At 56.1% G+C, this 14174-nt stretch carries 13 protein-coding genes; 9 read left to right on the forward strand and 4 right to left on the reverse strand.

The window, feature by feature from the left end; translation table 11 throughout:
- Window position 1: 1 nt before the first annotated feature.
- Together F8561_RS02030 and metB are read right to left on the reverse strand one after the other, a co-directional pair.
- Window positions 2–2434 (reverse strand): bifunctional aspartate kinase/homoserine dehydrogenase II, encoded by a 2433-nt coding sequence (locus F8561_RS02030; RefSeq protein ID WP_020883947.1) that lies wholly within the window; start codon window positions 2432–2434, stop codon window positions 2–4.
- A 2-nt stretch (window positions 2435–2436) separates the two neighbouring features.
- On the reverse strand, window positions 2437–3597 hold the full coding sequence (gene metB, locus F8561_RS02035; RefSeq protein ID WP_014172189.1) for a cystathionine gamma-synthase: 1161 nt from the start codon (window positions 3595–3597) through the stop codon (window positions 2437–2439).
- 276 nt (window positions 3598–3873) lie between these two features.
- Here metB and metJ point away from each other — a divergent pair, with 276 nt between their 5' ends.
- Window positions 3874–4191 (forward strand): met regulon transcriptional regulator MetJ, encoded by a 318-nt coding sequence (gene metJ, locus F8561_RS02045; RefSeq protein WP_007369220.1) that lies wholly within the window; start codon window positions 3874–3876, stop codon window positions 4189–4191.
- Window positions 4192–4239: 48 nt separating this feature from the next.
- On the opposite strand, the gene rpmE is transcribed toward metJ, so the two are convergent.
- A complete protein-coding gene (gene rpmE / locus F8561_RS02050) occupies window positions 4240–4452 on the reverse strand; it encodes a 50S ribosomal protein L31 (RefSeq protein WP_003862040.1) in 213 nt (70 codons plus the stop codon).
- Between the two features lie 200 nt (window positions 4453–4652).
- On the opposite strand from rpmE, the gene priA reads away from it, so the two are divergent.
- From priA to rraA, 7 genes are all read left to right on the forward strand, one after another.
- Window positions 4653–6848 (forward strand): primosomal protein N', encoded by a 2196-nt coding sequence (priA, locus tag F8561_RS02055; RefSeq protein WP_047356278.1) that lies wholly within the window; start codon window positions 4653–4655, stop codon window positions 6846–6848.
- Window positions 6849–6967: 119 nt separating this feature from the next.
- Window positions 6968–7993, forward strand: a complete 1026-nt coding sequence (gene cytR / locus F8561_RS02060) for a DNA-binding transcriptional regulator CytR (RefSeq protein WP_020883949.1) — start codon at window positions 6968–6970, stop codon at window positions 7991–7993.
- A gap of 93 nt (window positions 7994–8086) precedes the next feature.
- The gene (gene ftsN, locus F8561_RS02065) at window positions 8087–9088 is read left to right on the forward strand and encodes a cell division protein FtsN (RefSeq protein WP_014172193.1); all 1002 of its coding nucleotides are present in this window, start codon (window positions 8087–8089) and stop codon (window positions 9086–9088) included.
- A gap of 94 nt (window positions 9089–9182) precedes the next feature.
- A complete protein-coding gene (gene hslV / locus F8561_RS02070; RefSeq protein ID WP_014172194.1) occupies window positions 9183–9713 on the forward strand; it encodes an ATP-dependent protease subunit HslV in 531 nt (176 codons plus the stop codon).
- A 9-nt stretch (window positions 9714–9722) separates the two neighbouring features.
- Window positions 9723–11054: an HslU--HslV peptidase ATPase subunit gene (gene hslU / locus F8561_RS02075; RefSeq protein WP_014172195.1), complete on the forward strand. Its 1332-nt coding sequence runs from the start codon at window positions 9723–9725 to the stop codon at window positions 11052–11054.
- 68 nt (window positions 11055–11122) lie between these two features.
- Window positions 11123–12043 (forward strand): 1,4-dihydroxy-2-naphthoate polyprenyltransferase, encoded by a 921-nt coding sequence (gene menA / locus F8561_RS02080; RefSeq protein ID WP_014172196.1) that lies wholly within the window; start codon window positions 11123–11125, stop codon window positions 12041–12043.
- Between the two features lie 92 nt (window positions 12044–12135).
- The gene (gene rraA, locus F8561_RS02085) at window positions 12136–12621 is read left to right on the forward strand and encodes a ribonuclease E activity regulator RraA (RefSeq protein WP_014172197.1); all 486 of its coding nucleotides are present in this window, start codon (window positions 12136–12138) and stop codon (window positions 12619–12621) included.
- 60 nt (window positions 12622–12681) lie between these two features.
- Here the strand turns inward: rraA and zapB are convergent, their stop codons facing one another.
- Window positions 12682–12921 carry a septal ring assembly protein ZapB gene (gene zapB, locus F8561_RS02090; RefSeq protein WP_008501806.1) on the reverse strand — a complete coding sequence of 80 codons (240 nt, stop codon included), beginning with the start codon at window positions 12919–12921 and terminating at the stop codon, window positions 12682–12684.
- A gap of 398 nt (window positions 12922–13319) precedes the next feature.
- On the opposite strand from zapB, the gene F8561_RS02095 reads away from it, so the two are divergent.
- On the forward strand, window positions 13320–14165 hold the full coding sequence (locus F8561_RS02095; RefSeq protein WP_014885705.1) for an MIP/aquaporin family protein: 846 nt from the start codon (window positions 13320–13322) through the stop codon (window positions 14163–14165).
- The last annotated feature ends 9 nt before the right edge of the window (window positions 14166–14174 follow it).

Here is a 14174-nt window from a genome sequence, read left to right on the forward strand (position 1 = left end):
ATTACAGCAGTTTAGCCAGACGGTTGATGTCGGACTGGATAGCCCCGGCGGTCACATCGCGCCCCGCACCCGGGCCACGGATCACCAGTGGGTTATCGCGGTACCAGCGGCTTTCAATGGCGAAAACATTATCGCACGGCAGCAGTGCCGCCAACGGATGTTCAGGACGAACCGCCTCGACACCCACACGTGCTTTTCCGTTCGCTTCGAAACGCGCCACGTAGCGCAGCACCAGGCCCATCTCGTTTGCCGCTTCCAGACGTTGCACCATCTGCTCGTTCAGCTCTTCGCCGTTCTCGAAGAAGTGGTCGACAGAGTCGTCCTCACAGCCAGCAGGCACCAGCGACTCAACGCGGACGGCATCAGGTTCGATGTCATAACCGGCTTCGCGCGCCAGGATCACCAGCTTACGCATAACGTCTTTACCGGAGAGGTCAACGCGTGGGTCAGGCTCCGTTAAGCCCTGCTGCCATGCCTGATCCACCAGGTCAGTGAACGGTACGGTGCCATCAAACTGCAGGAACAGCCAGGAGAGCGTGCCGGAGAAGATGCCACTCAGCGCCAGAATGCTGTCGCCGCTTTCAATCAAATCACGCACGGTATGGTTAACCGGCAAGCCAGCGCCCACCGTGGCGTTATACAGCCAGTGACGGCCTGTCTTTTCAAACGCGTCGTGGATTTGACGGTACTTGTCCGTGCTGCTCGCCCCCGCCAGCTTATTGGCGCTAATAACATGGAAACCGTGGCTGGCGAAATCAAGATACTGATCGGCAAGCTGTTCACTGGCGGTCACGTCCAGCACAACCAGATCGTCATACGGGTGCGCGCGCATCCAGAGGAACAGCGACTCTTCGTCCTGTTCAACCGCTTCATCGTTAAAGAAGGCCAGCGCCCGGCTGGCATCCAGCCCTTCGTAGTTCAGCAGGCTGCGGCGGCTGTCCACCACGCCCGCGAGAATAAATTCAAACCCGGTACGCGCTGAGAGGGTCACCTGCTCGCGAGCGAACAGCTCCAGCCAGCGTGAGCCGATGTTTCCTTTGCCAAACAGCACCAGTCCAATGCGTTTCTCCGCACGGAACAGAGAGGTATGCAGCCCCTGAATCAGACTCTCGGTAGGTCCTTTACGCAGTACGGCCACAAGGCTAATGCCCTCTTCCGACTGCCAGGTGAATTCAACCGGCTGGCCTTTCAGCTGCTGCCAGAAACGATGGCAGTGCAGCGGGTTGCGGGTAACGCCCGCCCCCACCATCGCCACCAGCGCCAGACCCTGACGCAGGCGAAGCTCGCCCGGCAGGCCCGCTTCATCAAGAATTTTCAGGGCGCTGTCCGCCACTTCAGCGGTGTAGCAGAACTGCAGCAGCTGGCGATCGTTATGCACGCCAACGGCGAGCGGACGCACCTGGGCGCGTTTGAGGATCAGGTCGATGTCTTTGTGTGCCAGTTTGAAATCCTGGCCCGCCGGGACCTGGAACTCAATCAGGCAGATGTCGTCATGGCTGGTCACAATTCGCGCCCCCGTACCGGACGCCAGGACGCGTTCGATGCGGGTAGAGCCTTGATCCGGGGTGTAACTACAGCGCAGCTGCAGGTCGATGTCGCTCCCGGAAACCGGCTGTAGCGTACGCGCATGCAGAACCGGTGCCGCCAGGCGTGCCAGCTCGCTGGCCTCGTCCAGACGCAGCAGCGGCAGCAGGCAGGCATCTTTCACTTTACGCGGGTCAGCACTGTAGACACCGGCCACGTCGCTCCAGATAGTGACGCGGGAAACGCCTGCCAGCGCACCAATTTGCGTCGCTGAGTAGTCAGAGCCGTTACGTCCCAGCAGCACGGTTTCACCGGCACTGCTGCGGCTGATAAAGCCGGTCACCACAATACGTTTGCCCGGATGCTGAACCAGCAGCTGTTGCAGCAGCGGATATGACAAGCCTTCATCCACCTGCGGCTGAGCGGCGCGTTCGGCGCGCAGGAAGTCACGCGCGTCAAGCCAGGCCGCATCCACGCCCAGGTGTTGCAGCACGGCCGCCATCAGGCGTGCAGACCACACTTCACCGTGGCCGACCACCTCGGCATACACCGCGTCGGTAATACCACTGTCCAGCAGGGCAGCCAGACGCTCAAGGTCATGCGTGAAGGCGCTAATCAACCCGTCCGCGACGTCCGCTGGCAGTAAGCCGGCAATCAGCTCACTCTGGTAACGACGTAAGGACTGTTGCACCTGATGCGCAGAGAGGCGATCGGTCTGACTCAGTTTGAGCCAGCTAATCAACTGGTTGGTGGTGCTGCCAGCCGCGGAGACAACCATCATGTCCCCCGGCTGCGAATACTCTGTCATGATCCCTGCGACACGCAGGTAACACTTCACATCAGCAAGACTACTACCACCAAACTTGTGCAGTTGACGACCCTTCGCCCCTGCCTGCGCTATCACACTCATGATTACCCCTTGGCTGCGACCCGGAAGCCATTTTCCAGATCGGCAATTAAATCTTCAGAATCTTCAATACCGGTCGAGATACGCAGCAGCGTCTCAGAAATACCGGCGGCGGCACGTGCTTCTGGTGCCATACCTGCGTGCGTCATGGTCGCGGCGTGGGAGATCAAGCTTTCAACCCCACCTAATGATTCCGCCAGCGTAAACAATGACAGCCCGCTCAGGAAGCGACGCAGCGTTTGCTCGTCACCGTCCAGTTCAAAACTTAACATCGCGCCAAATCCCTTTTGTTGACGCGCGGCAATCTCGTGCCCCTGGTTTTCCGGCAGCGACGGGTGATAGAGCTTTTTCACCAGCGGCTGGGTCTTCAGGAAATCGACAATCGCCTGAGCATTGCGCTGCGCCACTTCCATGCGCGGCGACAGCGTGCGGATACCGCGCAACAACAGGTAGCTGTCGAAAGCGCTCGCAGTGACGCCAATGTTATTGGCCCACCATGCCAGTTCGGTGACAACGTCGGGATCTTTTGCAATCACCACGCCCGCTACCACATCAGAATGACCGTTCAGATATTTTGTGCATGAATGCAATACCAGATCGGCACCCAGCGCAAGCGGGTTCTGAAGGGCCGGACTGAGGAAGGTATTATCCACTACACTTATCGCTCCCGCATCCCTTGCGCGCTGACAAATTTTCGCAATATCGACGACGCGCAACAATGGATTGCTTGGACTTTCCACCAGCACCAGCTTCGGTTTCTCTGCCAGCGCCTGTTTCAGCGCCTGTTCGTCGTTTTGATCGACAAACAGCACGCGGTAGCACCCGCGTTTTGCGAGGCTGTCAAACAGACGATAGCTACCACCGTAACAGTCGTGCGGTGCCACCAGCAGGTCGCCCGGCTTCAGAAATACCGTCGTCACCAGGTGAATCGCAGACATCCCGGTGTTGGTTAACACGGCGCCTGCACCGCCTTCCAGCTCCGCCAGCGTGCGCTGGGTTACGTCACGCGTCGGGTTGCCGCGACGGGAGTAGTCATGCGCACGGGGTTCATTAAAACCGGTAAAATTGTAAGTACTGGAAAGATGAATTGGCGGGACAACACAGCCGTACTGCTCGTCATCATTTAATCCGCTACGCACTGCGATGGTGGCCTGTTTACGCGTCATGGTGAAGGCTTCCTGGCTAAAAGAGGTGAAAAGTCAGGCACCAGAGTAAACACTGAAAGTATGGACGTCAATACATCTGGACATCTAAACTTCTTTGCGTATAGATTGAGCAATGCGCAAATAGCCGTTAAAATTATATGCTTTAGTGCACGCTGCAGCGGCAATATCCGTGCCACGGTATCGTCTCTACGGTAAACTACGCTGGATTACGGTCAAAACTGGCGATGACGGGTTTTGCACCTTTAGATTAATGACTGAGAGGATTAAAGGTATCTCATGGCTGAATGGAGCGGCGAATATATCAGCCCATACGCTGAGCACGGTAAGAAGAGTGAGCAAGTAAAGAAAATTACGGTTTCCATTCCTCTGAAGGTGTTGAAGATCCTCACCGATGAACGTACGCGTCGTCAGGTGAACAACCTGCGCCACGCGACCAACAGCGAACTGCTGTGCGAAGCGTTTCTGCATGCGTTTACCGGTCAACCGTTGCCAAACGATGAAGATCTGCGCAAAGAGCGTAGTGATGAAATTCCGGAAGAGGCGAAGGTGATCATGCGTGAACTGGGTATCGACCCGGATACGTGGGAATACTGAGAAGCGGATACAAAAAAGGCACCTTGCGGTGCCTTTTTTTCGGGAAACTTACTTAGCGCCCGGGATGCTGAAACGCTTGTTGAAGCGGTCAACACGGCCACCGGTTGCAACATCACGCTGCTTACCAGTGTAGAACGGGTGGCATTTGCCGCACACGTCCAGGTTCAGATCGTGACCCACGGTAGAGCGGATCTGGATAGAGTTACCGCAAGAACAGTTTGCAGTAATCATTTCGTATTTCGGGTGAATATCTTTTTTCATGGGAGAACCTCAGTTAAGGCCGCGTCGCTCTTCCAGCCCTAACGCCAGACACCACGCGATGTTGAATGTAAGTTCTTTGGCGTAAAGTACACCAAAGGCGGCGAATCATACAGAATTTGACCAACGTATGCAAACTGATCCGCACGCCGCTTTCACTAATGTGTATACTAACGCGCCACTTTTCAAGTCAGGAAGATTCGATGCCCGTCGCTCACGTTGCCCTGCCCGTTCCGCTTCCCCGCACCTTTGATTATCTGCTGCCTGACAGCATGAGCGCCAAAGCGGGCTGTCGCGTGACCGTGCCATTTGGCAAACAGCAGCGTATTGGGATTGTGGTGTCGGTAAGCGATAAGAGCGAATTGCCGCTCAATGAGCTGAAAGCCGTCGCGGAGGTACTGGACAGCGAGCCCGTGTTCTCCACCAGCATCTGGCGGCTCCTGCTGTGGGCGGCAGATTACTACCATCACCCCATCGGCGATGTCCTGTTCCACGCCCTGCCTGTTATGCTTCGTCAGGGTAAAAGTGCCAGCCACGCTCCCCTGTGGTACTGGTTTGCCACTGAAGAGGGTCAGGCGGTCGATATCAATAGCCTGAAACGCTCGCAGAAACAGCAGCAGGCGCTGGCGGCCCTGCGTCAGGGGAAAATCTGGCGACATCAGGTTGACGAGCTTGAGGTGAGTGAAACGGCGCTACAGGCCCTGCGCAAAAAAGGGCTGAGCGAACTGGCAAGCGAGGCGCCTGCCCTTTATGACTGGCGGGACAGTTTCTCCGTTTCAGGGGATCGTCTGCGACTCAACACTGAGCAGGCCACCGCCGTAGGAGCCATTCACAGCGCCTCCGATCATTTCTCCGCCTGGCTACTGGCAGGGGTCACCGGCTCCGGCAAAACAGAAGTGTATCTCAGCGTACTGGAAAACGTGCTTGCGCAGGGTAAACAGGCGCTGGTGATGGTTCCGGAAATCGGCCTTACACCACAAACCATCGCCCGTTTTCGCGAGCGGTTTAATGCGCCGGTTGAAGTGTTACATTCGGGCCTGAACGACAGCGAGCGCCTCAGCGCCTGGCTGAAAGCCAAAAACGGCGAAGCGGCGATTGTGATTGGCACCCGTTCCTCGCTGTTTACGCCGTTTAAAAACCTCGGCGTTATCGTCATCGATGAAGAGCATGACAGCTCCTATAAGCAACAGGAAGGCTGGCGCTATCACGCCCGCGATCTGGCCGTTTATCGCGCCCACAGCGAGCAAATCCCGATTATTCTTGGCTCCGCGACGCCCGCCCTCGAAACGCTGCATAACGTTCGCCAGCGTAAATACCACATGTTGCGCCTGACGCGGCGCGCAGGGAACGCGCGCCCTGCTATTCAGCATGTGTTGGATCTAAAAGGCCAGCAGGTGCAGGCGGGGTTAGCGCCTGCGCTTATCACCCGGATGCGCCAGCATTTGCAGGCCGGTAATCAGGTCATTTTGTTCCTTAACCGCCGCGGGTTTGCCCCGGCGCTACTGTGTCACGACTGCGGCTGGATTGCCGAATGCCCGCGCTGCGACCACTACTACACGTTCCATCAGGCCCAGCGCCATTTGCGCTGCCACCACTGCGACAGCCAGCGGCCGGTACCACGCCAGTGTCCGTCATGTGGCTCAACGCATATCGTGCCGGTCGGCCTGGGGACGGAGCAACTGGAAGAGGCCCTTAAGCCTTTCTTCCCTGACGTTCCTCTTTCCCGCATCGACCGTGACACTACCAGCCGCAAAGGGGCGCTGGAACAGCAGCTGGCGGAAGTGCATCGCGGTGGCGCACGCATTCTGATTGGCACGCAGATGCTGGCCAAAGGGCACCACTTCCCGGACGTAACGCTGGTCGCCCTGCTGGACGTAGACGGCGCGCTGTTTTCGGCCGATTTCCGCTCTGCAGAACGTTTTGCCCAGCTTTATACCCAGGTTGCCGGACGTGCCGGTCGCGCAGGCAAACAGGGTGAGGTGGTTTTACAGACCCACCATCCTGAACATCCGTTACTGCAAACCCTGCTGCATAAAGGCTATGACGCGTTTGCGGAGCAGGCGCTGGCAGAACGCCAGACGATGCAGCTTCCGCCGTGGACCAGCCACGTCATCATCCGCGCAGAAGATCACAACAACCAGCAGGCACCGCTTTTCCTGCAGCAGCTGAGAAACCTCCTGCAGGCCAGTCCGCTGGTGGATAACCCGCTGTGGATACTGGGGCCGGTGCCGGCGCTGGCACCAAAGCGTGGTGGACGTTTTCGCTGGCAGATTTTGCTCCAGCACCCTTCGCGCATCCGCCTGCAACATATCGTCAGCGGCGCGCTGGTACTGATCAATACCCTACCAGAAGCGCGCAAAGTGAAGTGGGTGCTGGACGTTGATCCTATCGAAGGCTGAAGACGGATCGAAAAATTTAACGCTCCTCACACTTTTTATGAAAATTCTGTAACCGATTCCATTAACTATCTGTAAAAATGGTGGCGTCAGAAGTTCGGTGTTCAGGCGAGGAGAAGACGTTGAAGTCCAGGAAAGAGGTTGCCACGGCGACCATGAAAGACGTTGCCCAGAAAGCACAAGTCTCTACGGCAACCGTGTCCCGCGCATTAATGAACCCGGATAAAGTCTCCCAGGCGACCCGTAACCGGGTAGAGCAGGCTGCGCTGGAAGTGGGCTATTTCCCGCAGGCGATGGGACGAAACGTTAAACGCAATGAGTCGCGCACCATCCTGGTGATTGTGCCGGACATCTGCGATCCCTTCTTCAGCGAGATTATTCGCGGTATCGAAGTGACGGCGGCAGAACAAGGTTATCTGGTGCTGATTGGCGACTGTGCTCACCAGAACCAGCAGGAAAAAACCTTTATCGACCTCATTATCACCAAGCAGATCGACGGCATGTTGCTGCTTGGGTCTCGCCTGCCGTTTGATGCCAGCATTGAAGAGCAGCGCAATTTACCGCCGATGGTGATGGCCAACGAGTTTGCACCCGAGCTGGAGCTGCCGACGGTACATATTGATAACCTGACCGCCGCGTTCAACGCCGTCAACTATCTTCAGGAGCTGGGGCACAAGCGTATTGGCTGCATTGCCGGGCCGGAAGAGATGCCATTGTGTCACTACCGCCTGCAGGGCTACGTTCAGGCGCTGCGCCGTACCGGCGTCACCGTCGATCCGCACTACATTGCTCGCGGGGATTTCACCTTTGAAGCCGGTGGACAGGCGCTGGAGAAGCTGCTGGATCTGCCCGAGCCGCCGACCGCGGTGTTCTGTCACAGCGATGTGATGGCACTGGGGGCATTATCGTATGCGAAGCGCCGCGGCCTGCGCATACCGAAAGATTTGTCGATCATCGGATTCGATAATATTTCGCTGTCAGAATTTTGCGATCCTCCACTCTCGACCGTGGCGCAGCCGCGCTATGATATTGGGCGTGAAGCGATGCTTCTTCTGCTGGATCAGCTGCATGGTCAAACAGTTAACAGCGGCTCGCGGTTGCTGGACTGTGAATTGATTGTGCGCGGTTCTACCCAGGCATTGACTTAAAGTAAATGTCTTTCAGACACCCTTATCTGGTCAAAGCCCCGCCGCTTAAGTAACATGGCGGGCTGACGAACGAATAAATACAGCGAAACGATAGTGGCACAACGAGATTATGTACGTCGCGGCCAGCCGGCACCTTCGCGACGCAAAAAGAGTAGCTCAAGGAAAAAGCAACGTAACCTGCCTGCTGTCTCGCCAGCGATGGTCGCTATTGCTGCGGCTGTAGTCGTGGCCTTTATTGGTGGTCTGTACTTTATCACGCACCATAAAAAAGAAGAGTCCGAGGCGCTTCAGGCCAGCAAGGTTGCCGGAAACGGCCTTCCGCCGAAGCCTGAAGAGCGCTGGCGCTATATCAAAGAGCTGGAAAGCCGTCAGCCTGGCGTACGTGCGCCGACCGAACCTTCAGCGGGTGGTGAAGTGCAAAATGCCAGCCAGTTGACGGATGAACAGCGTCAGTTGCTGGCACAAATGCAGGCCGATATGCGCCAGCAGCCCACGCAGCTGAACGAAGTGCCGTGGAACGAGCAGACGCCGGAACAGCGTCAGCAAACGCTGCAGCGTCGTCAGGCGCAGCAGCAGCTCCAACAGCAACAGCAGCAACAACAGCAGTGGGCGCAAACCCAGCCAGTGCAGCAGCCTAAAACGCAGCCGCGGGTGACGGAACAGCCGTATCAGCAGCAAACGCGAACGGCGCAGTCCCAGCCAGTGCAACAACCTCCGAAAGCCCAGCCGCAGAAACAGGCGGCTCAGCCGTATCAGGATCTGCTGCAGACGCCGGCGCATACCACTGCGCAGCAGCCGAAAACGCAGCAGGCCGCACCGGTAACCAAAGAGACCGATGCGCCGAAACAGACTGCTGAGAAAAAAGACGAACGCCGCTGGATGGTGCAATGTGGTTCATTCAAAGGTGCTGAGCAGGCGGAAACGGTGCGCGCACAGCTGGCTTTTGAAGGGTTTGATTCACGCATTACCACCAATAACGGCTGGAATCGCGTGGTGATTGGCCCGGTCAAAGGCAAAGAAAATGCCGACGGAACCATTTCCCGTTTGAAAGTGGCGGGACACACAAACTGCATTCGACTCGCTACCGGGGGTTGAAACCCCCAAATTCCCCCCCATCTATCATTCTATTCAGCCCTGAGCACAGGCTCAGGGCTTCTGTTTCCCGATTCTGTAACCAGGGGGTCTGCTCGTGACAACAATCGTAAGTGTACGCCGTAACGGCCACGTGGTAATCGCCGGTGATGGCCAGGCCACGCTGGGTAATACCGTAATGAAAGGCAACGTGAAGAAAGTTCGTCGTTTATACAACGACAAAGTGATCGCCGGTTTTGCAGGCGGCACGGCTGACGCCTTCACGCTGTTCGAACTGTTTGAACGCAAACTGGAAATGCACCAGGGTCACCTGGTGAAAGCCGCCGTTGAGCTGGCGAAAGACTGGCGTACCGATCGCATGCTGCGCAAACTTGAAGCGCTGCTGGCGGTGGCCGATGAAACCGCTTCGCTTATCATCACCGGTAACGGTGACGTCATTCAGCCTGAAAACGACCTGATTGCTATTGGCTCTGGTGGCCCGTACGCCCAGGCTGCAGCCCGTGCGCTGTTGGAAAATACCGACATGAACGCGCGCGATATCGCGGTGAAGGCGTTGGATATTGCAGGTGATATCTGCATCTATACCAACCACAACCACACCATCGAAGAATTACCGTCTAAAGCGTAAGGATCTCCCATGTCTGAAATGACCCCACGCGAAATTGTCAGCGAACTGGACAAACATATTATCGGCCAGGACAACGCCAAGCGTTCCGTGGCTATTGCCCTGCGTAACCGCTGGCGCCGCATGCAGCTCGAAGAAGAGCTGCGCCATGAAGTGACGCCAAAAAACATTCTGATGATCGGCCCGACCGGTGTCGGTAAAACCGAAATTGCCCGTCGTCTGGCGAAACTGGCTAACGCCCCGTTCATCAAAGTCGAAGCCACCAAGTTCACCGAAGTGGGCTATGTGGGTAAAGAAGTGGACTCTATCATTCGCGATCTGACCGACTCGGCGATCAAAATGGTGCGCGTCCAGGCGATTGAGAAAAACCGCTACCGCGCCGAAGAGATGGCGGAAGAGCGCATTCTTGACGTCCTGATCCCACCGGCGAAGAACAACTGGGGCCAGGCTGAACAGCAGGCTGAGCCGTCAGCGGCACGTCAGGCGTTCCGCAAAAAACTGCGTGAAGGCGAGCTGGACGACAAAGAGATTGAGATCGATCTTGCTGCTGCCCCTATGGGTGTGGAAATCATGGCACCGCCTGGCATGGAAGAGATGACCAGCCAGCTGCAGTCCATGTTCCAGAACCTGGGCGGCCAGAAGCAGAAAGCGCGTAAGCTGAAAATCAAAGACGCCATGAAGCTGCTGATCGAAGAAGAAGCGGCGAAACTGGTGAACCCGGAAGAGCTGAAGCAGGATGCTATCGACGCGGTTGAGCAGCACGGTATCGTGTTTATCGACGAAATCGACAAAATCTGTAAGCGTGGCGAATCCTCAGGCCCGGATGTCTCCCGTGAAGGCGTTCAGCGCGACCTGCTGCCGCTGGTTGAAGGCTGCACCGTCTCCACCAAACACGGTATGGTCAAAACGGACCACATCCTGTTTATTGCCTCTGGCGCATTCCAGGTGGCGAAACCGTCTGACCTGATCCCGGAACTGCAGGGTCGTCTGCCGATTCGCGTGGAGCTGCAGGCGCTGACCACTGAAGATTTCGAACGCATCCTGACCGAGCCAAATGCCTCTGTGACCGTACAGTACAAAGCGCTGATGGCAACCGAAGGTGTGAACATCGAGTTCACTGAAGACGGTATCAAACGCATCGCCCAGGCCGCCTGGCAGGTCAACGAAACCACCGAGAACATCGGTGCCCGTCGTCTGCACACCGTGCTGGAGCGCCTGATGGAAGATATCTCTTATGATGCGAGCGACCTGAACGGTCAAAGCATTACCATTGACGCAGAATATGTGGGTAAACACCTGGATGCGTTAGTGGCAGATGAAGATCTGAGCCGTTTTATCCTATAATCGCGGTTACTGCATTCTCATCACGTTTAATGGGGGCTAATGCCCCCATTTTTATTGGCTAAATTACTATGACTGACATCAGCCGTACTCAGGCGTGGCTCGAAAGTCTGCGCCCTAAAACTCTTCCTCTGGCCTTTGCCGCCATTATCGTCGGTACGGCGCTTGCCTGGTGGCAAGGCTATTTCGATCCGCTGGTTGCCGGGCTGGCACTGATTACCGCCGGTCTGCTGCAAATTCTCTCCAATCTCGCCAACGACTATGGCGATGCGGTTAAAGGCAGCGACAAACCCGACCGTATCGGGCCACTGCGCGGTATGCAGAAAGGGGTCATTACCCAGGCGCAGATGAAGCGCGCGCTGATCATCACCGTGGCGCTGATCTGTCTTTCCGGCCTGGCGCTGGTAACGGTCGCGTCTAAAACCCCCAGCGATTTCATTGGTTTCCTGGTACTGGGTCTGCTCGCCATTATTGCCGCCATTACCTATACCGTCGGTACCCGCCCTTACGGGTATATTGGGCTGGGTGATATCTCCGTGCTGGTGTTCTTCGGCTGGTTGAGCGTGATGGGGAGCGGGTACTTACAGGCACATACCCTGATCCCGGCCCTGTTCCTGCCGGCAACCGCCTGCGGCATGCTGGCGACGGCGGTGCTTAACATCAACAACCTGCGCGATATCGACAGCGACCGTGAGAACGGCAAAAACACGCTGGCCGTGCGTCTGGGGCCCGTTAATGCACGCCGTTATCATGCGTGTCTGCTGCTGGGCGCTCTGCTGTGCCTGGCGCTGTTTAACGTTATCTCGCTGCACAGCATATGGGGCTGGCTGTTTGTACTCGCCGCACCGCTGCTGATTAAGCAGGCGCGATTCGTCATGCGTGAACTCAGCCCTGCGGCCATGCCGCCAATGCTGGAGCGTACGGTAAAAGGGGCACTGCTGACTAACCTGTTGTTCGTCATCGGGATTGTCTTAAGTCAGACGCTGGGTTAACTGACAAATATCAATTAACAATTGATGATTTTGCCAACAACGCATTTAGCACGATATACTGAACACATTCGCAGCAACTGAGCGTTAAACCTATGAAATACGATACCTCCGAGCTTTGTGACATCTACCAGGAAGATGTCAACGTCGTTGAACCGCTGTTCTCCAACTTTGGTGGGCGGTCGTCGTTTGGCGGACAAATCGTCACGGTGAAATGTTTCGAGGATAACGGGTTGCTCTATGATCTGCTCGAACAGAACGGCCGTGGCCGCGTTCTGCTGGTTGATGGCGGGGGCTCCGTACGTCGTGCCCTCATTGATGCTGAGCTCGCCCGTCTTGCCGTACAGAACGAGTGGGAAGGCATTGTGGTGTATGGCTCAGTGCGCCAGGTGGACGATCTCGAAGACCTGGACATTGGCATTCAGGCTATCGCGGCCATTCCGGTGGGTGCTGCGGGTGAAGGTATCGGCGAAAGCGACGTGCGCGTCAATTTCGGCGGCGTGACCTTCTTCTCCGGTGACCATCTCTATGCCGATAACACCGGGATTATCCTTTCCGAAGATCCGCTGGATATCGAGTAATAAAAAAAGCCGGGTGGCGGCGACGCCTTACCCGGCCTGTTCTGCATTTCCCGAGAGAAATTACACTTCTTCCATACGTCCCAGCAGCGCCTGCAGACGATCCTGCCAGCCATTCTGCTGTTCACGCAGCTGGTTGTTTTCGCGCTCCAGTTCTTCACGGCTGTGCTGGGCGTTCTGAACTTCCTGCGCCAGGCTGTTGTTCTTCTCTTTCAGCTCTTCAATTTCCATCTGCAGCAGCGTGATGGTGTCAATCGCCTGCTGTACTTTCGATTCCAGTTTCTCAAACACTTCTAAAGACATGATCCTACCTCTCCTGAATTGCAAGGCGACGCTTTAACGTAAACGCGCACAACAGATATGCCGATTGTATGAAGCCCCGTCGCCCCTGTCCAGCGGCAGACCGCGCAGATCGTGGTTTGCAACACTTTTCGGCCTCGTCCTGGTGCGTTCGCGGCATATACCCCTAAATTGTTAACTGATTCGTTAATGAAATGATTCAGCTCACATTTTGCCATTGGTGTAAAAATGCGCTTTATGGCGCGAAAACGCTCATTTTATTGACGCAGACCACACATTTTGATTTCGATATTTCTCGTTTTTGCTCGTTAACGATAAATTAACACTATGTCTACAGGGCATCGTGGCTGTCACGGGCGGTCATGCTAACAATAAACATCAATTTCTTCAGGATTCCGATTATGAGTCAGACATCAACCTTAAAAGGCCAGTGCATTGCCGAGTTCCTTGGTACCGGGTTGTTGATATTCTTCGGAGTGGGCTGTGTTGCTGCACTGAAAGTGGCGGGTGCCAGTTTCGGTCAGTGGGAAATCAGTATTATCTGGGGTCTGGGCGTGGCGATGGCCATCTACCTGACCGCAGGGGTTTCCGGCGCACATCTTAACCCGGCGGTGACCATCGCGCTGTGGCTGTTCGCGTGCTTCGACGGACGCAAAGTTGTTCCCTTCATCCTTTCTCAGTTTGCCGGCGCGTTTTGCGCAGCGGCGTTAGTTTACGGGCTTTATTACAATCTTTTCATCGACTTCGAACAGACTCATCATATGGTGCGTGGCAGTGTCGAAAGTCTGGATCTGGCAGGCATCTTCTCAACCTATCCCAACCCGCATATCAATTTTGTGCAGGCGTTCGCAGTTGAAATGGTGATTACCGCTATTCTGATGGGCGTTATCCTGGCGCTGACCGACGACGGAAACGGCATTCCGCGCGGCCCGCTGGCACCGCTACTGATTGGCCTGCTGATTGCGGTGATCGGCGCATCCATGGGCCCGCTGACCGGGTTTGCGATGAACCCGGCGCGTGATATCGGACCTAAAGCTTTTGCCTTTATCGCAGGATGGGGCGACGTGGCCTTCACCGGCGGTAAAGATATCCCTTACTTCCTGGTACCGCTGTTTGCACCGGTTGTCGGGGCTGCTCTGGGTGCATTTAGCTACCGCAAATTAATTGGTCGCCATTTACCGTGCGACACCTGTGTGGAAGAGGAGAAGGAAACGACTTCTACCGCACAACAAAAAGCTTCGCTGTAATCTGACTAC

The organism is Enterobacter sp. 198 (genome assembly GCF_009025585.1).
GTDB lineage: Bacteria > Pseudomonadota > Gammaproteobacteria > Enterobacterales > Enterobacteriaceae > Enterobacter > Enterobacter ludwigii.

Coding starts and splice junctions, on each gene's coding strand:
- F8561_RS02030 (WP_020883947.1), bottom strand. CDS start 2,434: ATGAGTGTGATAGCGCAGGCAGGGGCGAAGGGTCGTCAACTGCACAAG.
- metB (WP_014172189.1), bottom strand. CDS start 3,597: ATGACGCGTAAACAGGCCACCATCGCAGTGCGTAGCGGATTAAATGAT.
- metJ (WP_007369220.1), top strand. CDS start 3,874: ATGGCTGAATGGAGCGGCGAATATATCAGCCCATACGCTGAGCACGGT.
- rpmE (WP_003862040.1), bottom strand. CDS start 4,452: ATGAAAAAAGATATTCACCCGAAATACGAAATGATTACTGCAAACTGT.
- priA (WP_047356278.1), top strand. CDS start 4,653: ATGCCCGTCGCTCACGTTGCCCTGCCCGTTCCGCTTCCCCGCACCTTT.
- hslU (WP_014172195.1), top strand. CDS start 9,723: ATGTCTGAAATGACCCCACGCGAAATTGTCAGCGAACTGGACAAACAT.
- menA (WP_014172196.1), top strand. CDS start 11,123: ATGACTGACATCAGCCGTACTCAGGCGTGGCTCGAAAGTCTGCGCCCT.
- rraA (WP_014172197.1), top strand. CDS start 12,136: ATGAAATACGATACCTCCGAGCTTTGTGACATCTACCAGGAAGATGTC.
- zapB (WP_008501806.1), bottom strand. CDS start 12,921: ATGTCTTTAGAAGTGTTTGAGAAACTGGAATCGAAAGTACAGCAGGCG.
- F8561_RS02095 (WP_014885705.1), top strand. CDS start 13,320: ATGAGTCAGACATCAACCTTAAAAGGCCAGTGCATTGCCGAGTTCCTT.